This window comes from Paeniglutamicibacter sulfureus (assembly GCF_039535115.1).
GTDB lineage: Bacteria > Actinomycetota > Actinomycetes > Actinomycetales > Micrococcaceae > Paeniglutamicibacter > Paeniglutamicibacter sulfureus.
The window spans coordinates 2,725,038-2,748,855 of record NZ_BAAAWO010000001.1; the positions used below are offsets into that span (position 1 = coordinate 2,725,038).

The 23,818-nt window shown below is 66.3% G+C and carries 18 protein-coding genes; 7 read left to right on the plus strand and 11 right to left on the minus strand.

Annotated elements, in window-relative coordinates; genetic code table 11:
- The first annotated feature begins 102 nt into the window (after positions 1-102).
- Positions 103-1,281 carry an FAD-dependent oxidoreductase gene (locus tag ABD687_RS12440; RefSeq protein ID WP_310290746.1) on the plus strand — a complete coding sequence of 393 codons (1,179 nt, stop codon included), beginning with the start codon at positions 103-105 and terminating at the stop codon, positions 1,279-1,281.
- Here ABD687_RS12440 and ABD687_RS12445 read toward each other — a convergent pair.
- The 5 genes from ABD687_RS12445 to betT form a co-directional block, all read right to left on the minus strand.
- Positions 1,278-2,075: an IclR family transcriptional regulator domain-containing protein gene (locus ABD687_RS12445; RefSeq protein ID WP_264268690.1), complete on the minus strand. Its 798-nt coding sequence runs from the start codon at positions 2,073-2,075 to the stop codon at positions 1,278-1,280. The genes ABD687_RS12440 and ABD687_RS12445 overlap by 4 nt on opposite strands.
- Positions 2,076-2,190: 115 nt before the next feature.
- A complete protein-coding gene (locus tag ABD687_RS12450) occupies positions 2,191-2,847 on the minus strand; it encodes a 3-oxoacid CoA-transferase subunit B (RefSeq protein ID WP_264268689.1) in 657 nt (218 codons plus the stop codon).
- Positions 2,847-3,518, minus strand: a complete 672-nt coding sequence (locus ABD687_RS12455) for a 3-oxoacid CoA-transferase subunit A (RefSeq protein WP_264268688.1) — start codon at positions 3,516-3,518, stop codon at positions 2,847-2,849. Before ABD687_RS12455 ends, ABD687_RS12450 begins: the two co-directional genes overlap by 1 nt.
- Positions 3,519-3,582: 64 nt before the next feature.
- Complete coding sequence (locus tag ABD687_RS12460) at positions 3,583-4,791, minus strand: thiolase family protein (RefSeq protein ID WP_264268687.1); 1,209 nt, start codon at positions 4,789-4,791, stop codon at positions 3,583-3,585.
- Positions 4,792-6,960: 2,169 nt separating this feature from the next.
- Positions 6,961-9,165, minus strand: coding sequence for a choline BCCT transporter BetT (betT, locus tag ABD687_RS12465; RefSeq protein WP_310293434.1), 2,205 nt, complete (start codon positions 9,163-9,165; stop codon positions 6,961-6,963).
- Between the two features lie 302 nt (positions 9,166-9,467).
- Here betT and ABD687_RS12470 point away from each other — a divergent pair, with 302 nt between their 5' ends.
- Together ABD687_RS12470 and ABD687_RS12475 are read left to right on the plus strand one after the other, a co-directional pair.
- Positions 9,468-10,217, plus strand: a complete 750-nt coding sequence (locus ABD687_RS12470; protein WP_302263899.1) for an IclR family transcriptional regulator — start codon at positions 9,468-9,470, stop codon at positions 10,215-10,217.
- 231 nt (positions 10,218-10,448) lie between these two features.
- Positions 10,449-11,138: a PIG-L deacetylase family protein gene (locus tag ABD687_RS12475; RefSeq protein WP_310290739.1), complete on the plus strand. Its 690-nt coding sequence runs from the start codon at positions 10,449-10,451 to the stop codon at positions 11,136-11,138.
- Between the two features lie 222 nt (positions 11,139-11,360).
- On the opposite strand, the gene ABD687_RS12480 is transcribed toward ABD687_RS12475, so the two are convergent.
- Positions 11,361-12,251, minus strand: a complete 891-nt coding sequence (locus ABD687_RS12480) for a LysR family transcriptional regulator (RefSeq protein WP_264268684.1) — start codon at positions 12,249-12,251, stop codon at positions 11,361-11,363.
- Positions 12,252-12,408: 157 nt separating this feature from the next.
- On the opposite strand from ABD687_RS12480, the gene ABD687_RS12485 reads away from it, so the two are divergent.
- A complete protein-coding gene (locus tag ABD687_RS12485) occupies positions 12,409-13,479 on the plus strand; it encodes an MBL fold metallo-hydrolase (RefSeq protein WP_310290737.1) in 1,071 nt (356 codons plus the stop codon).
- Positions 13,480-13,511: 32 nt separating this feature from the next.
- Positions 13,512-14,936 carry an MFS transporter gene (locus ABD687_RS12490; protein ID WP_310290734.1) on the plus strand — a complete coding sequence of 475 codons (1,425 nt, stop codon included), beginning with the start codon at positions 13,512-13,514 and terminating at the stop codon, positions 14,934-14,936.
- A 301-nt stretch (positions 14,937-15,237) separates the two neighbouring features.
- Here ABD687_RS12490 and ABD687_RS12495 read toward each other — a convergent pair whose 3' ends face one another.
- Positions 15,238-16,143 (minus strand): LysR family transcriptional regulator, encoded by a 906-nt coding sequence (locus ABD687_RS12495; RefSeq protein WP_310290732.1) that lies wholly within the window; start codon positions 16,141-16,143, stop codon positions 15,238-15,240.
- Between the two features lie 107 nt (positions 16,144-16,250).
- Here ABD687_RS12495 and ABD687_RS12500 point away from each other — a divergent pair, with 107 nt between their 5' ends.
- Positions 16,251-17,582 (plus strand): MFS transporter, encoded by a 1,332-nt coding sequence (locus ABD687_RS12500; RefSeq protein ID WP_310290731.1) that lies wholly within the window; start codon positions 16,251-16,253, stop codon positions 17,580-17,582.
- Between the two features lie 92 nt (positions 17,583-17,674).
- Positions 17,675-20,011, plus strand: coding sequence for an arylsulfatase (locus ABD687_RS12505; RefSeq protein ID WP_310290728.1), 2,337 nt, complete (start codon positions 17,675-17,677; stop codon positions 20,009-20,011).
- Positions 20,012-20,029: 18 nt separating this feature from the next.
- Here ABD687_RS12505 and ABD687_RS12510 read toward each other — a convergent pair whose 3' ends face one another.
- The 4 genes from ABD687_RS12510 to ABD687_RS12525 all read right to left on the minus strand — a co-directional run bounded on the left by ABD687_RS12510 (position 20,030) and on the right by ABD687_RS12525 (position 23,789).
- Entirely contained in the window at positions 20,030-20,908 is an 879-nt protein-coding gene (locus ABD687_RS12510; RefSeq protein ID WP_310293432.1) for a formylglycine-generating enzyme family protein, read from the minus strand.
- 167 nt (positions 20,909-21,075) lie between these two features.
- Positions 21,076-21,549, minus strand: a complete 474-nt coding sequence (locus tag ABD687_RS12515) for a DUF3237 domain-containing protein (protein ID WP_310290727.1) — start codon at positions 21,547-21,549, stop codon at positions 21,076-21,078.
- A 98-nt stretch (positions 21,550-21,647) separates the two neighbouring features.
- Positions 21,648-22,658 carry a PDR/VanB family oxidoreductase gene (locus ABD687_RS12520; protein WP_310290724.1) on the minus strand — a complete coding sequence of 337 codons (1,011 nt, stop codon included), beginning with the start codon at positions 22,656-22,658 and terminating at the stop codon, positions 21,648-21,650.
- 36 nt (positions 22,659-22,694) lie between these two features.
- Positions 22,695-23,789, minus strand: a complete 1,095-nt coding sequence (locus ABD687_RS12525; protein ID WP_264268666.1) for a Rieske 2Fe-2S domain-containing protein — start codon at positions 23,787-23,789, stop codon at positions 22,695-22,697.
- Positions 23,790-23,818: the final 29 nt, after the last annotated feature.

Consider the following 23,818-nt stretch of genomic DNA (forward strand, 5'->3'; position numbering starts at 1 on the left):
GGGCACATGTGCCGTGCGGCAATGCACGGGCATGCGCCTCGGCGGCGGACAGGCGGGCTGATGCATAGACTGGTTGGTGGTTCGACGGAAGGAACACGCGACATGGTTACCCGCTTGGATACCGTAGTGGTTGGCGGCGGGGCCATGGGCTCGGCCACCGCCTGGGCGCTGGCTACACGCGGCCGCGAGGTCACGCTGCTGGAGCAGTTCGCCCCCGGGCACACCCTGGGCGCATCCCACGGCAGTACCCGGAACCTCAACCTTGGCTATGCGGATCCGGTCTACGTGTCCATGCTCGCCGAGGCACTCGGACTCTGGGACCTGCTCGGCGAGCAAAGCGGCCAGACCCAGGTGACGCGCGCGGGAATCGTCAACCACGGCGCCCCGCGGGAACAGGCACGGGTGCTGGCGTCCCTGACGGCTGCGGGCATCGCGGCGGAGGAACTGTCGGCCGCGGAGGCAGGTGAGCGCTGGAGCGGCCTTCGCTTCACGGGCCCCGCGCTGCACATGCCCGACGGCGGGCAGCTCAACCCCGACCTGGCCCTGCCGTCCTTCCAGCAGGTGGCGCAGCGGCACGGCGCCCTCATCCGCCACGGGGTGCGGGTCGCCGGGATGAAAATCACCGGGGACAGGGAGGTCCACCTGGCCCTGGAAACCGCGGAAGGCAGTGAAACCGTGGAGGCCCGCAGCGTCGTTGTCACCGCGGGCGCCTGGACCGGCCAGCTGCTCCCCGGATCGGTGCGCCTGCCGGCCCTGCGCATCACGCAGGAACAGCCGGTGCACTTTGCCCGGCGACGGCAGGAGGATGTGTGGCCCGGCTTCAACCACACCTTGGTTCCGGGTTCCCCCGGCTTTGAAAATGCCTACTCCCCGGTTTACGGCATGCTGACACCCGGCGAGGGGATCAAGGCGGGCTGGCACGGAACCGGGGCGTTGACGCATCCCGACCGGCGAAGTTTCGCCGCCGAGCCGCTCCAGCTGCGTGCCTTGCAGGACTACGCCCGGCAGTGGCTCCCGGGCGTCGATGCCGATTCCTTCACTGAGGTCAGCTGTACCTACACCACCACGCCGGACGAGGATTTTGTCCTGGACCGCATCGGGCCACTGGTGATCGGTGCCGGGTTTTCCGGCCACGGATTCAAGTTCACGCCGGTCATCGGGAGGATCCTGGCGGACCTGGCCGACGGCAGCGGTCCGGCACCGGCGAAGTTTGCCGCGCGTCGCACCCTTGCCGTGCCGGCGCGGGCCACCGGGGTCGCCACTTCCGCCGATTCCGCCTAGCGGCTGGCGGCCAGTGCTTCCTGGACCTGGTGCGCGGCCCGCTGCAACGCGGGCAACACGCGCGCCGCGGCGTCCTGCGCACTGACCGGCGATTGCGGCCCCACGCCCATGGACACGTTCATCGCGGCGACCACGGCCCCGTCGGCCGCAAACACCGGGACCGCGACCGAACGCAGGCCCACCTCGAGTTCCTGGTCGACGATCGCGTAGCCCTGGGTGCGCACGCGCTCGAGTTCCTCGCGCAGTTCCGCAACGCTGCCGATCCCGTGTCCGGTCGGCGCGCTCACCCCCGCGGCCAGCAATTGCTCCAGCACCCCGGGCGCTTGGTAGGCCAGCAGCACCCGGCCCATTGAGGTGTTGGCCGCGGGGAAACGCGTCCCGACGCTGATGCCCACGCGCATGATCGAGCGGGTGTGCACCCGGGCGATATAGAGGATCTCGCTGCCCTCGAGCACCGAGGCGGAGGCCGACTCGTGGACCTGCGAGGAGAGTTCCTCGAGCACCGGTTCCATCAGCTGCGGCAGCGTGGCGCTGGAGAGGTAGGAGTATCCCAACTGCAGGACCTTGGAGGTGAGTTCGAAGAACTTCCCGTCCCCGCGCACGTAGCCAAGCTCCTGCAGGGTCAGCAGGAAGCGGCGGGCCGTGGCACGGGAGAGGTTGGTGCGCTTGGCGACCTCGCTCAGGGTCATCGAGGGGTGCTCGGCGTCGAAGGCGCAGATGACATCCAGGCCTCGGGCCAGGGACTGGACCGAGGTGGAGCCGCCAGCTGCGGCGGTTCCTGCATCCTGGCTCATGGCGAATGGCTCCTGTGTATTCATCGGTGGTTGCCGCCCAAAATACATGGACGGGGGAAGGCAAAAAGAATGGGGGCGTTCTTTCGGCGGCCCCCATTCTTTCAGACTTGCAGGGCTATGCCTTGATCAGGTCCACCGGGATCTTGGCGTCGAGTTCCTCGAAGGTGATGCCGTGCGTCGAACGAACGGTGACCCCGGATTCGTCGATGACGAAGATCGCGGACTCGGTGTAGATGCGCGAAACGCAACCCAGCCCGGTGACCGGGTAGGAAAGTGCCTCGACCAGCTTGGACTCACCGGTCTTGGTGAACAGGCCCATCATGACCCAGGTCTGCTTGGCACCGATGGCAAGATCCATGGCCCCGCCGACTGCCGGGATCGCGCCCGGAGCGCCGGTGTGCCAGTTCGCCAGGTCGCCCTCGGCCGAGACCTGGAAGGCCCCAAGGACGCAGACGTCCAGGTGCCCGCCGCGCATCATCGCGAAGGAGTCTGCGTGGTGGAAGTAGCTGGCGCCGGGCAGCTCGGTCACCGGGATCTTGCCGGCGTTGATCAGGTCCTCGTCGACGTCCTCGCCGGTGGCGACCGGGCCCATGCCCAGCATGCCGTTCTCGGTGTGCAGGGTGACGCCCTGCTCGGTGGTGAGGAAGTTGGACACGTTGGTCGGTTGGCCGATGCCCAGGTTCACGAACGCGCCGGCCGGGATGTCGGCGGCGACCAGCTTGGCCATTTCGTCGCGGGTCAGCGCGGCCTCGGTGGAGTTGTACTGGCTCATTACTTGGTGCCTCCGATGGTGACGAGGGTATCGACGAAGATGCCGGGGGTGATCACGGTTTCCGGATCGATCTGCCCGGCGGGGACGATCTCGGAAACCTGCACGATGGCCTGCTTCGCGGCGGTGGCCATGATGGGCCCGAAGTTGCGGGCGGTCTTGCGGTAGACCAGGTTGCCCAGCTCATCGGCGCGCAGCGCCTTGATGAGGGCAAAGTCGGCACTGATCGGGGTCTCGAGCACGTAGCCCTTGCCATCGATCATGCGCGTTTCCTTGCCCTCGGCAAGCATGGTGCCGTAGCCGGTGGGCGTGAAAAACCCGCCGATGCCGGCGCCGGCGGCGCGGATGCGTTCGGCCAGGTTGCCCTGCGGGACCAGCTCGAGTTCGAGCTCGCCGGCGCGGTAGGCCTCGTCGAAGTGCCAGGAATCGGACTGGCGCGGGAAGGAGCAGATGACCTTCTTGACCCGGCGTTCCTTGATGAGCAGGGCCAGGCCGGCGTCGGCCTGCCCGGCGTTGTTGTTCACGACGGTCAGTTCCTTGGCGCCGCACTCCATGAGTGCGTCGATCAGTTCCATCGGCTGGCCGGCGTTGCCGAAGCCTCCGATGAGCACTGTGGCTCCGTCCTTGATATCGGCGACGGCTTCGGCCGCCGAAGTGGCAATACGTGGTGCCATAAGTTGTTCTCTCCTAAATCTGTTCGGTCAGGGGATGGGGGGGGTTCAACTCCCCCGAGGGTGCCTAGGCGGCGTTCGGGTTTTCCAGCACGACGGCCAGGCCCTGGCCGACGCCGATGCAGATGGCTGCAACGCCCCAGCGCTGGTTGTTCTCCTGCAGGCGGCGTGCCAGGGTGCCCAGGATGCGCAGGCCCGAGGCTCCCAGCGGGTGGCCGATGGACAGCGCGCCGCCCCAGGCGTTCACGATTCCGGCGTCGATGTCCCAGGCGCGGACGCAGGCCAGCGACTGGGCGGCGAAGGCCTCGTTGAGTTCCACTGCTGCGACGTCGGACCAGGAGATCCCGGCCTTGGCCAGCGCCTTGTTGGCGGCCTCCACCGGGGCGAAGCCGAAGTACTGCGGGTCAAGTGCCGAGGACGCGCGGCCGGCAATGCGGGCCAGCGGGGCAGCTCCCAGCAGCTCGCCGCCGCGCTCGGAACCGATGAAGGCTGCGGAGGCGCCATCGGACATCGGCGAGGCGTTGCCGGCGGTGACGGTTCCGGTGGCGGCGTCGCGGAAGACGGGGCGCAGCCCGGCCAGGGTCTCGGCGGTGGAACCGGGGCGGATGGTCTCATCCATCGTCACCTCGGTGCCGCGCTTGTTGGCCGGGGGCACGGAGACCACGAGGTTGTCGTACTTGCCGTTGGCCCAGGCCTCGGCTGCCAGCGTGTGTGAGAGCGCTGCGAACTCGTCCTGGTCCTCGCGGGTGACCTCGTACTTTTCGCGCAGCTGTTCGGTGGCCTCGCCCAGGGACACGGTCCATTGACTGGGCATGGCCGGGTTGACCAGGCGCCAGCCCAGGGTGGTGTTTGCAAGTTCCAGGTTGGCCATCGGGAAGGGACGCTCGGTCTTGGGCAGCACCCACGGGGCGCGGCTCATGGATTCGACGCCGCCGACCAGGACCAGGTCCGCGTCGTCCGTGTTGACCTGGCGGGCGGCGGCGATGGCCGCGTCCAGCGAGGAGCCGCAGAGGCGGTTCATGGTGGTGCCGGGCAGCGAGGTGGGCAGGCCCGCCAGCAGGGTGGCCATGCGGGCCACGTTGCGGTTTTCCTCGCCGGCGCCGTTGGCGTTGCCGAAGATCGATTCGTCAATGGAAGCCGGATCCAGCTGCGGCGCGCGGGCAACGAGCTCGCGGACCACGTGCGCGGCCAGGTCGTCGGGGCGGTGCGAGGAAAGGCTTCCGCCGATCTTGCCGAAGGGGGTGCGGATCGCGTCGTAGAGGTACGCCTGCTTCATGATGTGGGGTCCTGGCTTCCTGGTCGATTTGTTCGCATCGCGAACGCTTGTTCACTAAATGAACTTTATCACCGGGAGGGTCGGCCATCAAGGGGTTGACCCATATTGCCCGCGCCACCCCGATACGGCCGTGGACTCCCCGCTAGAGTGGACGGACCCTGGAGGTCGATGCGCCGGGCACCGCAACCGGCGCCGCAGCGCACATACAGTACCCGCCCGTCGGGGGTGTCGTATGCATCGCACTGGCCACAAAACCGAATCGGCATCATGCATCTCAACCGTTCCTCTACTTTGCGCACATGAATCGCGCGCCTGCTCCCCAAACGGTCCTGGGAGTCCTCCATCATCTGGTTCCCGGCGGACCCTGGCGGCTCGTGGCCGCTGGGCGAACCCGGCCTATGACGACGGCTGGACCCCTGCGCGCCTGACCGGGCCTGGGACTGGGCTCGCCCGCAAGCGTCCTCTGTCGTGTGCGGGGTCCGTCCTCCCGTCGCCTGATCGGGTACCCAAGGGCACGCCTGCCGATGGCCACGGACGCGGCATGGTGCCGTGTCACCGTTCCACCGGAAGCTTGTAGTGGTTTCTGCCAGTGCTGGCTACCCCACCGAGAGGTATAGGCCGGATCCACGGCAATCACGCATAATCCCCGATTGGCGGCCATCGACACCAACCGGTCGCGAAACCTGCCAGTTGGGATACTACTGACGGTACGGCGGAATCGTTTGCCGCGGGCACCTCGGCCCATGGTTTCCCGTCCGGTGTCCCGTGCCCGCTGGAAATTCAGGTCCTCGACAGCAATGGTTTGGCAACCTGTATCCCGAGCGAAATCCAGCAAAGCAGTGATCGATGCCCGCAATTGCCCGTCCCGGGAGCCAGCCGACCTACCTGCCAGTTCCAGAGGGATGCTGATCGGTGCCCCGACCGGATTACCTGAGGCATCCAGACGGCAGGCAGCCAAGTGATCGGCATTCAAATCCACGCCGACCAGTCCAGTCGATATCAGTGTTTCCAGCCTTGGGACTGGAGTATCGCCGTAGCTCCAGGATGCATCCACATACCAACGCTCTTTCACCGGGTCGTAACTTATGTCGTATCGAATACACCGATTATTAGCGGCCCGATCCTCCCATTCGCTGCGTCGGTGGGCGAACGTCACCGGTACCTCGAGAGCAAGGTGGTCCCCCAGGGTCTCGCAAAGCGGAGCCGGCACCTTCAACACCATGCCGCCGTTGGCACCAATACGGATTGTCTCGTTGCCTCCACGTTTCCCTGTTTCACCATCAGCAGTTAGGAAAAGCCGAGCTGCTACCCATTTTTGCGCCCATTCATCTTGAGTCAGGCTAGCTTCGTCTAGGTGATTTCGTGTTTTCCAGAGCCTCCGACCACCCACTGTGATCCGTGGCCTGCCGGCCCCGAGGGATTCTTCCGCAACAGCGAGCCGTCCTTTGATCTGGGCCAGTCGACGTGTCTTTCGAAACCTCTCTGATCGACTCTGATATCCGCGAATCCCATTAATTTTGGCTCCAACCGGTACATCGATTCTCTTTTGCAAGGCATCGACAGTTGAGCGCAGCTGGGAGATTTCGGCAGCTAATGCACGCATGGCGAGCTGATATTGATCTTCGGCAGAGCGTGTAATGGCTCCGGCCCACCGGGAAGACGAGCGGCTGGTGATGGCCCGCTTACGTTGTGTGCGTTGGCGTTGAGCGGCCGGAACAAGTCCAAGGGACACTCGTTCCGCGAGGTCCGAACGATATAGGCGTCCAAGGTGCTCGCCAATCATCGCTAAGGCGGATTCTTCGGCGGCTGTTGGGCGGAGCCGAGTACGGATTCGAACTCCGGCAGGCGTAGCCAGAACGAAGGGTTCTGAAATCGACCGCAGCATCCTTTTGCGGCCAGGCAAGACCTCATCTGAAGGCCTTTGTTCCTGAATCAATAGATCCATATTTCAAGTCTGTGCGCCTCTCCGGAACTCTAGGCTGATTGTGCAGACGCGTTGTGGACAACTGAGAAGCGTCTACTGCACTCAGCAGGCCGCGAGCGGGGGCGGCTACTTACAATCGACTACCTTCGTCCTATCGTTGGCAACCTTCCGGAGAATATGCGGTACTTCTCGCTGGATCAGATGCGGGGGAAGCCCGGAACGGCTGAGTCCCCCGCGGCGCCCCGCTACTCCCGGCCCTTCCCTTCCTCCTCGTCGGCGGCGGCGTCCACCTGCGGGATCATGCCCGTGGCCGGGCGCGGGGGCGTGAGCATCGAGGCGTAGTCGTGCTCGGAGGAGTACTTCAGGAACGACAGGTGCGCCTCGTAGCGGTCAAGCACGTCGTTGATGACCTGCTGCTTGCTCAGGCCCATCAGGTCGTACCCCTCGGTTCCCGTCTGGGTGAAGACCTCGAGGCGGAAGTACACATCGACCTCGCGGGACACGGTGCGCGCGCCGAACGCGGGCACCGGCGCCTCCACCGCCGCCACCTGGTAGTGGAAGTTGCGGTGGTCGTGCATGTGGACCAGCAGCGTGTGTTCGTCGATGTGCGTCTTGGCGTTCGGCGTGGAGGTCAGCTCCGCCTGGTAGCCCAGCTTGTTGAACTCGCCCGCCACCTCTTCCAGGGCCGGGTGGATGGTCCGCTCCACGAATTGCGCGACGGCCTTGTTGGACGGGTAGGCGCGCAGCTGCGCCATCCGCTGGCGCCAGGTCTTCTCCGGGGCGGCCCCGCCGTGCGCGGCGACCGAGCGGCGGCGCATGACGTGGCCCTCGCGCTCGGCGCGTTCCATCCGCAGGACCTTGGAGAAGGAGGCCATGACCAGGTAGGCAATGATCGTCACCGGCAGCGCGAAGATCAGCGTCGCGTGCTCCATGGTCGTCACCCCGCCTGCTATCAGCATCGCCACGGTCAGCACCGCAGTGACCAGCGCCCAGAAGATGCGCAGCCACTTGGCCCCGTCCTGCGAGGGGTCGGGGATGGATGAGGAGAAGTTGGACATGATCATCGCGCCGGAGTTGGCGCTGGTCAGGTAGAAGAGCAGGCCCGAGAGCGTGGCCAGGCCGATCAGGAACGGGGCGCCGGGGAACATCTCCAGCAACGCGTACCAGCCGTGTTCCGGGCTCTCGATGGCCAGCTTCGCGAACTCCGTGTTGCCGCCGAGCACCTCGCTCATGGCGCTGTTGCCGAAGATCGAGACGATGAAGAAGTCGCAGAGCACCGGGGCGGTGATCGCGGCGATGACGAATTCGCGCAGCGTGCGGCCACGGGAGATGCGGGCCAGGAAGAGGCCGACGAATGGGCCCCAGGCCAGCCAGAACGCCCAGAAGAAGAGGGTCCAGCTGCCCATCCACTCGGCCCCGCCGTCCTCGTAGGCGAAGGTCTGCAGGGTGCGTTCGGGCAGCGTGAAGATGAAGCGCCCGATGTTCTCCACCAAGGCGGTGAGCAGGAAGGAGGTCTTGCCGGTGATCAGGATGTAGAGCATCATGGCCGCAGCCGACCAGAGGTTCAGCTCGGAGACCAGCCGGATGCCCTTGTCGACCCCGGAAGTGCAGGCGGCAATGGTCATGATGACCGCCACCAACACCAGGGCGATCTGCAGGGCCAGGCCCTCGGGCAGGCCAAAGAGCCAGGAGAACCCGACGTTGAGCAGCACCACGCCGATGCCCATCGAGGTTGCCACGCCGAACACGGTGCCGACCAGGGCGAAGATGTCGATGACATCGCCCGTCACCCCCCGCACGCGCTTGCCCAGCAGCGGGTAGAGGGCCGCGCGTATCGACAGCGGCATGCCCCAGCGGTAGGCGAAGTAGCCCATGGCCATGCCCAGCAGCGCATACATGGACCAGCCGGCGATGCCGTAGTGGAACATCGTCCACACGACCGCGTCCTGCGCTGCGGCGGCCGACTCGGCGTCGACGGAGGGCGGGGCGATGAATTGGGTGATGGGTCCGGTCACCGAGTAGAAGAGCATGTCGATGCCCACGCCGGCGGCAAAGAGCATGGCAACCCAGGTGAAGAGGTTGTACTGCGGTCGCGAGTGGTCGGGTCCCAGCCTGACGCTACCCTCCTTGGAGAAGGCGACCCAGAGGACGAAAAGGACGACCAGGGTGACCGTCACGACGTAGAACCAGCCGAGATTGATCGAGATCCAGGAGACAGCCGCCCGCATCGAGGCAGCAGCGTTGTCCGGCACGATGATGGCCCAGATGGAAAAGGCGAGGATGATGGCCGCGGAGATCAGGAAGACGCGCCAGTTGACCGTGGGGCCAGCATGCTCGACGAGTTCGCCGGGCCCCTTGCTCAGTTCGGTGCTGGTGATCGGGGCACGGAATTCCTCGGCGACCGGGTCCTTGCGCCGTTCACTGACGCCGAAGCGGCTGCGCTCGGGCATGGATTCGGGACGTTCGTTCAGCTTCTTCCCGGGGTCTTCTGGCTCGGCCACGTGCTTCTCCTTTGGTCGGTGGACCAGGTGTTGCCACATGTGGGTCCACGGGACGGGGAACCGCTTGTCAAACAGCAAAAAGCGGGGTCGGATGAACCTATTGCACCTGGTTGCCTGCTGTGCTCATCGTAGGCTTTGTCCGCCGAAATCCGGAAGATTGGCCGCGGTTACTTTAATCTCCACGCGGCGCTGCCGCGCGTCCGCTGTCCCTCGCGGCCAATACCGGATTCCAACTGTTCTACAGTGGTTTCATGGCCAATTCGCGCAGCGGCGACTCGATGCTGGACCGCCTCGTGCGGATCCTCGATGCCTTTGACGCGCAAAATCCCACGTTGACGGTCAACGCGCTCGCCCGCCGCGCCGATGTGCCCCGGGCGACCACCTACCGGCTGCTGGAGAACCTGGTTGCCCACGGCCTGTTGGCCCGCGACACCGACGGCCAAGTGCGCCTCGGGCTGCGGCTGTGGGAACTGGCCAACCGCAGCGCCTCGACGCTGAGCCTGCGCCAGGCGGCCCTGCCCTTCATGGAGGACATCAACCAGCTGGTGGGCCAGAACACCCAGCTGGCGGTGCTGCACGAGGACGACGTGCTGGTCATCGAGCGGCTCTCGCGCCCCGGATCGGTGGTCAACCAGGCCAACGTGGCTGGCCGCATGCCGGTCCACCTGACCTCCATGGGCATGGCCCTGCTGGCCTACTCCCCCGCCAGCGTGCTGGAGGGGTACCTCGCACGCCACGGCGAGGCCATGCTGGCCCGCCACCCGAAGCTGCGCCACGAGCTGGCCGAGATCCGGCGCAGCGGGTACGCGACCTTCGACGGGCTCATCGACCCGGAATCCACCGGCGCCGCCGCACCGATCCTCGATGGCCGCGGCCATGCGCTGGCGGTCCTGGCGGTGGTGCTTCCGCGCGGCTCGGACCTTTTGCCCGCTGCGGTGATGGCCCTGCAGACCGCGGTGCGCGGCATCGGACGCGCACTGGTTCCCGCGACCGACACCTGAGCCCTGCAGCTGAAGTAGCCATGGCCGCTACAGCGGCATGGTTCAAGGCTCGTGAGAAATAGGGGGCTGCCGGGAAAGCGTCCCTTGCCCGGGGAAACAGCGGTGGATCGCCCGAAACCACCGCGCCAGAGGCAATGCATGAAGCCCTACACTGAATGAATGGGCAAGGATTCCGCGGTTGCAAAAGATTTCGGTCCAGTAAAACCGCTTCCGATTTTGGACGATTCAGCCATGCAACGCGTGTTATGCGTGGTGGCGCACCCCGACGACATGGAATACGGCGCTTCGGCCGTCGTGGCCGAGTGGACTTCCAAGGGAGTCGAGGTGGGCTATCTCTTGCTGACATCGGGCGAATCAGGCATACGGAACCTGCCACCGGCCGCCGCGGGTCCCCTTCGCGCCGAAGAACAAAGGCGCGCTTGCGAAATCGTGGGGGTTTCCGACTTGGCCATCCTGGATTTTCCCGATGGGCTGCTGGAACCGGGGCTTGCCCTGAGGCAGCGAATTGCCATGCACATTCGCCGATTCAAACCCGATGCGGTCATGACCATGACGTGGGACCTGGAGACCCCATGGGGACTCAACCACGCGGACCACAGGGCTGCGGGGCTTGCCATCGTGGACGCAATCCGGGACGCTGACAACCCATGGCTCTTTCGCACCCCCGGCGGCGAAGCGGTGGACGAAGCGTGGTCAGTCTCATGGCTGTTGGTCACCGAGTCCCGAAACACCCACGCCATACCCGTCAGCAAGCAGTCGGTGGACCTCGCGGTCGCCTCGCTCGGCGCACATGAAGCCTACCTTGCCGCGCTGCCGGATCACCCGCCACCCCTAGAGCTCATCACCTCGATCCTGGACCGGACCGGCAAGGCGGCGGGCAGGAACCATGCGCTGGGTGTTCGGGCCATCAGGATTGGTTGACCTCCAGCGGCGCCGCGGACTCGTCCCCTACATTTTCAGTAATAGCGGATGGCCGATGTCCGGCCATGGTCCCAAGCCGTAGACCTTCAGGATCCGCCACCCCAATTTCTTCCACTGGAGAAGCGTGCGGAGCGCCGCCGATCCGCAAATTCCAATCCACGGCAGATACCCGGACAGCATCCGGGCGGATTCCCGTCCGGAAGGCATCCGGCCCGACCTGCCTCATTTCCATTGGGCATGCAGGGCGGCCAGCGCTTCCGCCACCATGGCACTGCGACTGACGCCCGTGGGCACCGCTGCCACCAGCGAGTTGGCCTGGGTTTCATCGGAGAGGGAACGGAAGACCAGCGGGCGATCCTCCATGCTGTTCTCGGTCGGTTGCATCAGCAGCGAGTAGGCCAATCCCCGGCCCACAATCGAATGGATGGAGGGCACGTTGGCCAGAAGCCAGCCGACGTTCGCGGTGACGCCATGACGCTGGAATTCCGCCAGCGTATGCTGCAGTGCCGGTTCCAGGTTCAGGAAGGCCGCAGGGAATTGGGCAAGCTGGGCAAAACCAATTTCCTCGTATTCTGCCAGCGGATGCGAAGGGCTCACAGCGACCTTCCGGTGGAATTCCTGGAGCACTTCCATCGTGCAGTCTTGGCCGAACTGGGTCTCGTAGCCGATTGACAGCTGCGTGCGCCCGGCAAACAATGCCTCCTGGATTTCGGGGCCGCTGCCCTCGACGAACACCAGCTGCACCTCGGGGTGGCGAGCGCAGAACCAATCGATGAGATGCGGGACCACGTGGACCGCCAACGTCGTGAAAACCCCGATACTCAGCCGCCCCGACAGGCCGGTGTGCGCCTTGGAGACGGCGTCGCGCAGCCGTTCGACCTGGTCGGCAATGAATCGAGCCCGCGTGGCAACCTCCTGCCCCTCTGGCGTCAGCGCAATGCCGCGGCCCCGCTGCCGCATCGCAAGCGTGACTCCCAGGGCATGCTCCAACTGTCCCAGCGCCAGACTCACCGCCCCTTGGCTGACATGGCAATGACGGGCCGCATTGGTGACCGACTGGGTTTCCGCGATCGCCGCGAAGTACTCGAGTTGCCGCAGCGTGATTTCGCTCATTAGCTCTCCTTATGACCGCGTGCAACTATTCTAGCTAGGCAAATGTGATGGGCGACACCAAGATGGAGTCAAGCAATAAGTCGGCACGCAAGCCTTCCTGCCAGGAGCCCCGTCTCCGACTTATTCATCCACCCGCCGGAAAGCGAGAAGCTCCACCATGACCGATGCCAGCCCATCTCCGATGATTCCCTATGTAGTCACCCTCGGCACCGCGGGCGGACCCCGCTGGTGGAAGGACCACGAGGGTACGCCGCGGTTCGGTATTGCCACTGCGGTGGTGGTCGGCGAAACCTGGTACCTGGTCGACTGTGGTCAGGGTGCCGGCCGCCAGGCGAATGCAGCCGGCCTATCGATGTCGAACCTCGGCGGTATCTTCATCACCCACATGCACTCCGACCACACCGTCGATCTGCCCTCCTTGCTCCTCTTCGGGGCGTTCGAACTCAAAAACAGCCTCCGCGGACCGATTCCCATCGTCGGACCGGGCGACCGCGGCAAGCTGCCGCCGCTCTCCCCGCGGGCCACGGCCACCCCAACGCCGATTGCCCCGCATCGCCCAACACCCGGCATCGAGGGTCTGGTGTCAGGCATCCTTTCGGCCTACGCGACCGACTGCAACGACCGGATCTTCGACTCCCTCGCGGTTTCCCCTGCGGCGCAGTTCGATCCGCGAGAGATCCGGTTGCCCGGGGGAATCGGGTTTGACCCCGACACCGACGTCGCCCCCGAGATGGAACCCATCGAAGTCTTCCGGGACGAACATGTGACCGTCACGGCCATTCTGGTCTCCCACCATCCCACCGCCCCGGCCTACGCCTTCCGCTTCGAGACCGTTGGCGGATCCGTAACCATATCCGGGGATACCGCACCCTGCAGCAACGTGGTTCGCCTTGCCCGGGGCACCGACCTATTGCTACACGAGGCCATCAATCTGGAAGTCCTTGCCGCACAATACTCCGACGCACAGATGCTGCAGGCAACCATGGACCACCACCGCCGCGCACACACCACGGCGGCGGAAGCCGGCCGAATCGCCAGCGATGCCGATGCCACCCACCTGGCGCTCCATCACCTGGTACCGAGCTATTCACCGCCGGAAGCCTGGCAAGAGGCCCGCTCGACTTTTGCCGGGACCCTCTCGATCCCGGACGACCTGGAAGTCATTCCATTCGGCCCCGCCGCCCGCGCCGCCGCCCGATTGTCTTCCTCCAGCGCGACCAGTCGCTAATTCCCAATTTCGAGCACTGAAAGGACCACGCCATGAGCCACAGCAGCACTGCCGATCCGGCAAGCCCAGCACCGGAAGGAAAGGTCTATCACGCCAATCCGAAGGAGATGCGCAGGATCCTGTTTTCCAGCTTCCTCGGCACAGCGGTCGAGTACTACGACTTCATCTTGTACGCGACGGCCGCAGGCATCGTGTTCAACCAAGTGTTCTTTGCAGACCTGGACCCGAACGTTGCGCTCTTCGTTTCCTTCGGCACCCTGGCGGTCGGCTACATCGCCCGGCCCCTCGGCGCGTTCCTCTTCGGCAACCTGGGAGACAAGATCGGGCGCAAGGCCATCTTGATCACCACCGTATTGGCCATGGGCATCGCTTCCACGCTGATCGGCCTGTTGCCCACCACCGCACAGATCGGGATCTGGGCGCCCATCTTGTTGGTCTCCCTGCGTGTCTTCCAGGGCCTGGCCGTGGGCGGGGAATGGGGCGGGGCCATGCTGCTTGCCTTTGAGAACTCCAAGAAGGGCTCACGCGGTTTCGCCTCCGCCTTCGCCTACATGGGGGCGCCGGCCGGAACCATCCTAGGCACCCTGATCCTTTCGGCGATGTCGACCCTGCCCAAGGCACAGTTCCTGGCCTGGGGCTGGCGCGTACCGTTCGTGTTCTCCGCCGTGCTGATGATGCTGGCCATTTTCATCCGCATGAAGGTCTCCGAATCCCGCGTCTTTACCGAGGTTTCCAAGTCTTCGCAGGAGGCCAAGAAGCGCATTCCCATTGCCGAGCTTTTCCGCCATCACCGCAAGCCGCTGCTGATTGCCATGGTGTCCGGGCTTTCCGGCCAGATGGCGCAGGGCCTGATGGGTGCCTGGGCTATCTCCTTCGCTGTGCAGCAAGCCATCCTGGCACAGACCGAGGTACTGAACATCAAGGCCTTCGGCGGCGTTTTCACCGTCTTGGCCATCATCGTTGCCTCGAAGCTCAGCGACAAGCTCGGCCGTCGAAAGATCCTCATTTGGGGCAACGCAGGAGCCATTGTCCTGGCCTTTCCGGTCATGGCGCTGCTCGACATGGGCAACACGGTTGCCTTCATGCTGGCCATCGTGCTGGGTCTGAGCCTTGTCCAGGGCTTCACCTCCGGGCCCTACGGCGCCTTCGCCGGCGAGCTCTTCCCGACTGCGGTGCGCTACTCGGGAACCTCCATCGGCTACCAGATGGCCTCCACACTTGGCGCAGGATTCACCCCCATGATCGCCACCGCCCTGGTCATCGCCGGCGGCGGGGACCTTTGGCTGGTAGCCCTGCTCTGGATGTCCTTCTCGACCATGTCGCTGGTTGCCCTGCTGTACGCCAAGGACCGCTCAGGATCCGACATCCAGAACCTGGATGCGGACATGGGTGCGGCAATCCAGGCGCCTGTCAACGAGTCCTCGCGCCGCGAAAGAAACGCAAGCCTGCAAGGGTAAGCCTCACTCCATTCAAGCTAGCTAGGCAACGCCTGGGATATTCCGTTCCGCTCGGAGTACCCCGGGCATTGTTGTTGCGTCGACACGGCTATTCGTCCGCGATTACCACGGGCATCGGACACGTCAACAACGCGCCATGGATCTCATGAACCACCACGCCCATCCCCACGGAAAGCAGCAGACATCCCGGGCCAATCTCCGTAAGAACACCTCCAATCCAAGGATTCCGACGATCTGCCATGGCCGACCAACGCGGAGGTGGCAGTCGCCGCTGTGTGCGGGTCGTGCCGGCGACCTGCGTTCAGGGATGGGACCGGACGTCGTCGCGCAGCACCTCGAGCGCCGCCGAAACCCTGCGCGGCACCGCATGCCCGGCAGGAAGCATCGCCACGATGGAGTTCTGCGGCATCGCATCGGCCACCGGGATGTAGACGACCTCCAGCCCGTCGAACGTGGTCCCCGTGGCCGGAGCGCTGTTGACGAACGAGAACCCCAGTCCGCGTCCCACCAACGAGCGAATGGTTTCCATGTTGGTGCTGGTCAACTTGATGTCCAGCTCGAGCCCAAGCGACTGGACCAGCGCAATGAGCCGCTCGGCGGTGGGCGGCACATTGAGGATCACGGCCGGTTCGTGCACGATCTCGGCCAAGTGCACCGACTTGCGTCCGGCCAGGGGGTGCCCGGCGGCCAACATCACCTGGAGGCGGACGTCTGCGATGTGCTCGCGGCGCAGATCGGTGTCGGCCTGCCATGCATAGCCAAAGGCCAGGTCCAGCCGCCCATGGCGGACATCGTCCTGGGTCTGGACCGGCGCCCCTTCGCTGATGCGCAGGTCAATTTGCGGATGGTGACGTGTGAAAAACTGCACCAGCGGCGGAATGAGCCGGGGAGAGAGCGTCGGGCTGCAGCCGACGCGCAGGGCCCCTCGCATCTGTCCCACGCTCTCGGACACCACTGCCTCGGCCTCCGCCAGGCGCTCAAGCACCGCACGCGCATGGGCGGCGAACTCGGTCCCGGCCGCGGTGGGCGAGAGCCGGCGCGACTGGCTGCGGATCAACAGATCCACCCCCAGCGATTTTTCCAGCTGCGCAATCGCCATGGAGGCCGCCGCCTGGGAAACATGGCAGGCGTCGGCAGCCGCGGTGACCGACCCGTGGTCCACGACCGCCACGAAATACTGCAGCTGGCGCAGCGTCAGCTCGCCCATAAGTTCTCCTGATGAATCTCATTGAATCAATTGATTATCTATATCATGTGGCGTGGAGCACACTGGATGCAAGCCAATCATCATCCGACCTACCGAGGGAACTCCCCATGAGCAACAAGACCATCGGGACGGCAAAGACGCCGCCACGCCATGCTCCCCACGATTCGCTGAACACCAAGGACATGCGCCGCATCCTGGCCTCCAGCTTCGTCGGCAGCGCCATCGAGTACTACGACTTCATCCTGTACGCCACGGCCGCCTCGATCGTCTTTGGCAAGGTGTTCTTCTCGGACCTCAGCCCGTCGTTCGGACTGTTCGCCTCCTTCGCCACGCTGGCCGCGGGCTACGTGGCCCGTCCGCTGGGCGGCATCGTCTTCGGCCACTTCGGGGACCGCATCGGCCGCAAGAAGATGCTGGTGCTCTCGATGCTGATGATGGGTGTGGCCACCACAATGATCGGCCTGCTTCCCACCACGGCGCAGATCGGCATCCTCGCCCCGACGGCGCTGGTGGTGCTGCGCGTGGTGCAGGGCATCGCGGTCGGCGGCGAATGGGGAGGGGCCGCGCTCATGGCCCTGGAGCACGCCCCGCAGTCCAAGCGCGGGTTTGCCACGTCCTTCGCCAACGCGGGCGGCCCGGCCGGCGCGATCATGGCGACCCTGGTGGTCTCCGCCGTGTCCGCCGCCACCGGGGACCAGTTCCTGACGTGGGGCTGGCGCATCCCGTTCCTGCTCAGCGCTGCATTGATCGCCGTCGGCATGGTCATCCGGCTCAAGGTCGCCGAAACGCCGATGTTCAACAAGCTCGCCGAGGCCAGCGAAAAGCGCAAGATGCCGCTGCTGGACGTGCTGCGCAACCACCCGCGCGCCGTGGTGCTGGCCCTGCTGGCCACCGTCAGCTTCTACTGCTGCCAGGGCCTGCTGACCGTCTGGGGCGTCTCGATCGCGGTGTCCAACGGAGTTGAGCGCTCCGGCGTGCTGAACTGGAAGGCCGCCGGCGCGGTGCTGACCCTCGTCGTCACCTTCTGGGCGGCCCGGATGAGCGACCGCGTGGGCCGCCGCCGCATGCTGGTCTTCGCCGGCATCATCGGCATCGTGCTGGCCTACCCGCTGATGGCGCTGCTGAACAACGGCACCATGTGGGGCTTCGCTGTCGCGATCGTTGTGGGCAACGGACTGGTCCAGGGCCTGCTCTACGGCCCGATCGGCGCCTTTGTGGCCGAACAGTTCCCCACCCACGTCCGCTACACCGGTGCCTCGCTGGCCTACCAGGGCGCCTCGGTGGTCGGCGCCGGGTTCACCCCGATGATCGCCTCCGGGCTTGTCATCGCCGCCGGCGGAGGATTCGGCCTGGTCGCCGGGTTCTGGATGGTCGTGATGGCCATCGGGCTGGTCGCGGTGCTGCTGACCCGCGAAAGCTCGAAGACCAGCCTCTCCTAACAGCCGACCGGCCACCCCGGCCACCGCAGCACCGCGGTGGCCGGGGTGCCGGCACGTTGTCCCACGAAATCCAGCGAAAGAGAAGTCCCACGATGTCCGCCCAGATAAATTCCGGCCCCTTCCCCGTGCGCGGGTACGGCTCCTTCACCGGGGAGGTCTCCGAAAAGGCCAGCGACTCGGTCCCGGCCTGGAAGCCGCCGGTGCGCGCACCGCGGGGGGCGCCGAACGTGATCGTGATGCTCATGGACGACATGGGATACAGCGACATCTCGCCCTTCGGCGGCGAGATCGACACCCCCACGCTGGCCGAGATTGCCGAGGACGGCTTCCGGCTGGGCAACTACCAGACCCCGCCGATGTGCGCCCCGGCCCGGGCGGCGCTGCTCACGGGGATGAACCCGCACCGCGCCGGCTTCGCCTACGTCCCGCACATGGATCCCGGGTTCCCCAACACCGCCATGGAGCTTCCCGCCGATGCCCCGACGCTGGCGGAGAACTTCCGGGCCGGCGGATACGCGACCTTCATGGTCGGCAAGTGGCACCTGACCGTGGAATCGAAGATGCACGACGGGGCGGCGAAGGACAGCTGGCCACTGGCCCGCGGCTTCGAGCGCTACTACGGCTGCATGGACGGGTTCACCTCGCTCTTCCACCCGCACCGGATCATCTCCGACAACAGCCAGGTGGTCATCGACGAATACCCCGCGGACTACTACCTCACCGACGATTTGACGGACAAGGCGCTGGGCATGATCGGCGAGCTGCGCGCCAACGACCCGGCCAAGCCCTTCTTCCTCTACTTCGCCCACCAGGCCGTGCACGGCCCGCTGCAGGCCAAGGCCGCGGACCTGGAAAAATACCGCGGACGCTACGAATCCGGGTGGGACCATATCCGCTCCGCGCGCTTCGCCCGCCAGATCGCCGCCGGGCTCTTCCCCGAGGGCACCGCCTGCGCGCCGCGCAACACCGAGCCGGGCGCCGAGGTGGTGCCCTGGGACGAGCTGGAGGCGGAACAGCGCCAACTCTTCGCCCGCTACATGGAGGCCTACGCCGCTGCCGTGGACAACGTGGACCAGAACCTCAAGCGGATCACCGACCACCTGAAGGCCACCGGCGAATACGAGAACACCATCATCGTGTTCACCTCCGACAACGGGGCCACCGCCGAGGGCGGGGACACCGGCACGCGCAGCTACTTCAGCCGCTTCGGCGCCCCGCGCTTCGGCCTGCCCGAGGACTGGGACGCCGACGTGGCCCGCGACCCGGAACTGATCGGCGGGCCGCGGGCCTACGTGCACTACCCGCGCGGATGGGCCTACGCCTCCAACACCCCGTTCCGGCTCTACAAGATGCACACCTACGGCGGCGGCACGCGCGTGCCGATGCTGCTGTCCTGGCCGGCCGGACTGCCGAAGGCCGCGGGCGATGACGGGATCCGCCACCAGTACGCCTACGCCACCGACGTCGGCGCGACCCTGCTGACCCTCGCCGGTGTCTCCCCGCTGCAGCAGCGCCACGGGGTCCCGGCCCAGGAAACCGACGGGATCCCCTTCGATAGGTGGCTGCGCGAGCCGACCCTGGACTCGGCACACACCGAGCAGTACACCGAGCTCAACGGCCGGCGCGCCCTCCTCGACGGCAACTGGAAGGCCGTGGCCCCCGAACCCAACGGGCCCGGCTGGGAGCAGGGCACCTGGGAGCTCTACGAGCTGGCAGCCGACCCGACCGAGACCATCGACGTGGCAGCCGCCCACCCGCAGAAGGTGCGCGAGCTGGCCGAACGCTGGCGGGCCGCCGCCTGGCACAACCAGGTGTTCCCGCTGAACGACGACGGCTCCTTCAACCGGAACCGCCCCGCCACCGAGCTGCTGCTCGAGGCACCGGTGACCCTGTACCCCGGCGCCCCCACGCTGGAGCGCTTCCGCTCCGCCAAGCTGATCCGTCTGCGTTCCTTCACCGTCGACGTGGCCATCGACCACGGGCCGGGAGCCGCCGGCGTGCTCGTCGCCCACGGCGACCAGGGTGGCGGCTACGTGCTGTACACCGAGGACGGGAACCTGACCCTGGCCTACAACCAGTACGGGAAGATGCTGTGCATCGGCGCACCGCTGGAGCCCGGCAGCCACCTGGTCACCCTCGATTTCATCGCGCGGCCCGGGATCAAGTGGGATGTGCGGCTGCTCGTGGACGGGGTGGAAACGGCGCGGCTGGAGAACCTGCTGCAGCTGACCGGGATGGCGCCGTTTGCCGGGATCAGCGTGGGGCTGGACCGCGGCGGCCCCGTGGACTGGGAGCTGTCCCGGCGCCACGGCGCCTTCCGCTACTCCGGGACCCTGCACCGGGTGCACTACACCCCGGGCGCCAAGGCCGACTACAACCCGGAACAGGTGCTGGAACTGGACCGGGAGATGGCCCGGGTCTTCGAATAGCCGGCCGGCTTCCGCCCGTCAGCCCGTGCGGGCGACGGTGCGGAAGCCGGTGTTGCTGCTGGCCGAGTCCGCGCTGTTGGAGGTGCGCGCCGAAAGCCGGTAGCGGTTGCAATAGGAGTCGTGGCAGAGGAAGGACCCGCCGCGCATGACCCGCCCCCGCCCGATGCTGGGCCCGGCCGGGTCGGCGTCGGGCGAATTGCGGTAGTACTTGGGCAGGAACCAGTCGGCGCACCATTCCCACACGTTGCCGCTGACTTCGTGCAGCCCGAAGCCGTTGGGCGGAAAGGACTTGACCGGGGCGGTGCCCTGAAAGCCGTCACCGAGCGTGTTGTGCGTGGGGAATTCGCCTTGCCAGATGTTGCACAGGTGTTCCCCGTCCGGCCCGTGCAGCTCGTCGCCCCACGGGTAGCGCCGGGATTCGAGACCGCCGCGGGCGGCGTATTCCCATTGGGCCTCGGTGGGCAGGGACCGGCCTGCCCAGGCGCAGTAGGCCCGCGCGTCGTTCCACGAGACCTGGACCACCGGATGGTCGGCGGCGTCCCGCCAGCTGGATTCGGACCCGTGCGGATGGGCCCAGTCGGCCCCGCGCACCGTGAGCCACCAACCGGCGCCCTCGGCGGTGCCCACGATATCCCGCTTCGGCGCCCGGACCAGCAGGTGGAACACCGCGGAGAACCCGTAGACCTCCGACTCGGTGCGGTACCCGGTGGCCTCCACAAACCGGGCGAACTCGGTGTTGGTCACCGTGGTGGCATCGATCGCGAAGGGGGAAAGTCGAACGGCGTGCACCGGGACCTCGCCGTCCTGCGCGTACCCCTCGTCGAAGGCGTCCCCCATGGCAAAGCGCCCGCCGGCCAGCGCAACCTCTCCCACCGTCCGCGGGCCTTCGTCGAGCACGCCGGAGGGCGCGGCCGGGTCCGCGGCGGGGGCAGCGGCTCCCGCGGTGGCAGGACGCGGACGGTCGGCGGGGTGGCAGCAGGACAAGGCGGTTCTCCTCGGGCTTCGGGCTTTGTTCAAGGGTAGCGGAGGCACACCGCCGGATCCCCGCCGCCGACGGGGATCGGCTACCGCACGCGGAATACGTCGATGCGCACGCCGGTCGCCAGGCGCTCGCCGACGCCCAGGAACAGCGTGCGGTTCATCCAGGCGTGCGGCCCGGAGTCGTCGGCCGAGAGGCCGGGCACGCAACGAAAGTAGACGCGGGAGGGATCGACGGTTTCGCCGGCCATCATGCGTTCCAGGTCGGCGGGGTCCGCAGTGCGCATAGCCCGGTTTTCCACCAGAATCCGCTGGCCGTCGTCCAGCTCCAGGACGTAGTTGGCCTCCAGGAACGCGAGGTCGTGCGCCGGGTAGCGCTGGAAGTCGGCCCCGGCATCGAGCACCTTCCCGGACAGGCCCGGGCCGGTCACCGTCCCGCCGCGGATCGGGGCCACCCGGCGGATGCCCTGGGCGGTGGTGCCGATGTCGATGGTCGGGGAGACCTCGACGTCGATGGTAGCCACGAAGTCGAGTACGGGCGGGGTTGGGGTCTGGGCCACGGCCGTTCCTTTCACGATGTCTGCCTTCATTTCGCCCTGTTCGGCCGGGCAACCCGCGCCCGTGCCGGACGCCGGGTGCGGCGCCCCGGGTGCGGCGATCAGTTCGGCTCGATGGTGATGACGGCCGGGCCAGCGTGGGCCGCGTCGGAGCGGGCGCCGGTGGCGGAGGTGACGGCGCGCGAGACGCAGCAATTCATCTTGGTGGAGAGCCGCTGCTGGCGTTCGGAGTAGAACACGTCGCGGTGGTCGATGGCCCCGGAGAGCGCCGTGATGCGCACCTCGCAAAGTCCGCATTCGCCCTTGCGGCAGTCGTACATCATTTCCGCCCCGGCGTCCTCGAGGGCCTCGAGCATCGAGCGGCCCTGCGGGACCACGACCTCGAGGTCCAGTTTGGGGACGCGCACAATGAATTCCTCCGGGTCGTACCAGCCGCTGTTGCCGAAGGTCTCATAGCGCAGGTTCGGCAAATCGAGTTCGCGCTCGGCCCAGTTGCGGCGCACGGCGTCCATCAGCCGGATGGGCCCGCACATGTACAGCTCGGTGTCCGCATCTGCGCTGCCCACCAGCTCGGGGACCCTCAGCGGGCTGCCCTCGTCGTCGACGTGCAGCTGCAGCCGGTCCCCGTGCAGTTCGGACAGTTCGTCCAGGTAGGCCATCGCGCTGCGGGTCCTGCCCACGTACACCAGGGTGTAGTCGGCCTTCAGCCGCTTTAGCACCGCTGCCATGTTGGCGATGGCGGTGATTCCGATGCCACCGGCGAGCAGGATGTAGCGCCGCGCGCCGACGCGCAGCGGGAAGTTCTGCAGCGGCTGGGTGATTTCCAGTTGCTGCCCGGGAACCAGCGAGTGCATGAAGATCGAGCCGCCGCGCGAGAGCGGGGCCTTCATCACGCTGATCACCAGACGGGTGCCGTCGTCGCTGGATTCGACCACCGAGTAGGAGCGCTTGGCCGCCTCCCCGTTGACCTGAACCATCAGGTCCACGTGCGAGCCCGGCTCGGCCTTCAGCGGCAGGGAGGGTATGAGCACGATGCGTGCAATGCCGTCGGCGACCGGGAGCACCTCGGCCACGGTGGCCGATTGCCAGGTTTCAATGTTTGTTGCTGCCATGGTCCTTGTCCGTATTCCTTCGCTGTCCGTCCGCCCCTAGGCGGAGACGGCCAGACGTCCCTCGGCGGCCAGCATCGCCTCGAGGATGCGGCGCACCCACATCCCGCCCGAATCGATGTTCAGGTTGTAGAACTCGTAGTCCGGGTTGGCGTCGATGGCTGCCTGCTGGGCCATGAGCATTTCCTCGTCCTCGCCGAATACCCCGTGGACGCCGTCGCGCAGCTGGGTGGTGATCAGCTGGCTGTCCAGGCGGTAATTGCGCATGAAGGCCCAGAAGTAGTGGGAGGAGCGGTCGGTCTCCGGCGTGATGGTGTTCATGACGAATCCGTTGACGCCCTGGCTGCGGTCGCCCTCCGGGGCTCCGGTGCCGGCCTTGGCCACGCCCACGTCAATGTTGATGGTGGAGGGGGCCTCGAAGTTGATGATTTGCCAGCGGTCGACCTTGCCTTCGAAGTCGGGGAACTTGTCGCGCATGTTCTTCGCCCAGAACGGCGGGGCGTCGATATTGCGCATCCAGCGGGTGACCGTGACCTTGTTGCCCTCGCGGACGGTGACGAAGTCCGATTCACTCAGCTCCTCTTGCCCGATCGTGGAGGAGTGCACGAATTCCTCGTGGGTGAGGTCCATGAGGTTGTCCAGCACCAGCTGGAAGTTGCAGGCCGCGTGGATGGTGAGCCCGTCCCCCGCCCACTCGTCGCTGGACATCTGGTGCATGTCGGGTACCAGGTCCGGGTCGGCCAGGGTCGGATCTCCCAGCCAAACCCACACGTAGCGGTAGCGCTCCACGACCGGGAAGGAGGGAACGGTGGCCGAGGGGTTGATGGTTTCCTGGGCGGGCATCGAGACGCAGCGGCCGGCCGAGTTGTAGACGATCCCATGGTACGGGCACTGGATCCCGTCCTTGCCCACGGTCTTGCCCTTCGACAGCGGGGCCAGTCGGTGCCAGCAGGCATCGGCCAGCGCAACGGCCTTCCCGTCCTCGGTGCGGTAAAGCGCCACCGGGCGATTGGCAATGCGACGGGACATCGGCTTGCGCGTGACCTCGTGGTCCCAGCCGGCCACGTACCACGCGTTCAGCGGGTGTGGCAGGACCTTGTTGGTGGTGGAGCTGGTGGCGGAGACGACGGTCATGGGATTTTCCTTTCGATACGGTAGCTAAC

Excerpts from the sequence above, each read along its gene's own strand:
- ABD687_RS12470 (WP_302263899.1), top strand. The coding sequence starts at position 9,468 with ATGGCCAATTCGCGCAGCGGCGACTCGATGCTGGACCGCCTCGTGCGG.
- ABD687_RS12455 (WP_264268688.1), bottom strand. The coding sequence starts at position 3,518 with ATGGCACCACGTATTGCCACTTCGGCGGCCGAAGCCGTCGCCGATATC.
- ABD687_RS12525 (WP_264268666.1), bottom strand. The coding sequence starts at position 23,789 with ATGACCGTCGTCTCCGCCACCAGCTCCACCACCAACAAGGTCCTGCCA.
- ABD687_RS12520 (WP_310290724.1), bottom strand. The coding sequence starts at position 22,658 with ATGGCAGCAACAAACATTGAAACCTGGCAATCGGCCACCGTGGCCGAG.
- ABD687_RS12475 (WP_310290739.1), top strand. The coding sequence starts at position 10,449 with ATGCAACGCGTGTTATGCGTGGTGGCGCACCCCGACGACATGGAATAC.
- ABD687_RS12490 (WP_310290734.1), top strand. The coding sequence starts at position 13,512 with ATGAGCCACAGCAGCACTGCCGATCCGGCAAGCCCAGCACCGGAAGGA.
- ABD687_RS12445 (WP_264268690.1), bottom strand. The coding sequence starts at position 2,075 with ATGAGCCAGGATGCAGGAACCGCCGCAGCTGGCGGCTCCACCTCGGTC.
- ABD687_RS12480 (WP_264268684.1), bottom strand. The coding sequence starts at position 12,251 with ATGAGCGAAATCACGCTGCGGCAACTCGAGTACTTCGCGGCGATCGCG.
- ABD687_RS12450 (WP_264268689.1), bottom strand. The coding sequence starts at position 2,847 with ATGAGCCAGTACAACTCCACCGAGGCCGCGCTGACCCGCGACGAAATG.
- ABD687_RS12505 (WP_310290728.1), top strand. The coding sequence starts at position 17,675 with ATGTCCGCCCAGATAAATTCCGGCCCCTTCCCCGTGCGCGGGTACGGC.
- ABD687_RS12500 (WP_310290731.1), top strand. The coding sequence starts at position 16,251 with ATGAGCAACAAGACCATCGGGACGGCAAAGACGCCGCCACGCCATGCT.
- ABD687_RS12460 (WP_264268687.1), bottom strand. The coding sequence starts at position 4,791 with ATGAAGCAGGCGTACCTCTACGACGCGATCCGCACCCCCTTCGGCAAG.
- betT (WP_310293434.1), bottom strand. The coding sequence starts at position 9,165 with ATGCCCGAGCGCAGCCGCTTCGGCGTCAGTGAACGGCGCAAGGACCCG.
- ABD687_RS12495 (WP_310290732.1), bottom strand. The coding sequence starts at position 16,143 with ATGGGCGAGCTGACGCTGCGCCAGCTGCAGTATTTCGTGGCGGTCGTG.
- ABD687_RS12440 (WP_310290746.1), top strand. The coding sequence starts at position 103 with ATGGTTACCCGCTTGGATACCGTAGTGGTTGGCGGCGGGGCCATGGGC.
- ABD687_RS12485 (WP_310290737.1), top strand. The coding sequence starts at position 12,409 with ATGACCGATGCCAGCCCATCTCCGATGATTCCCTATGTAGTCACCCTC.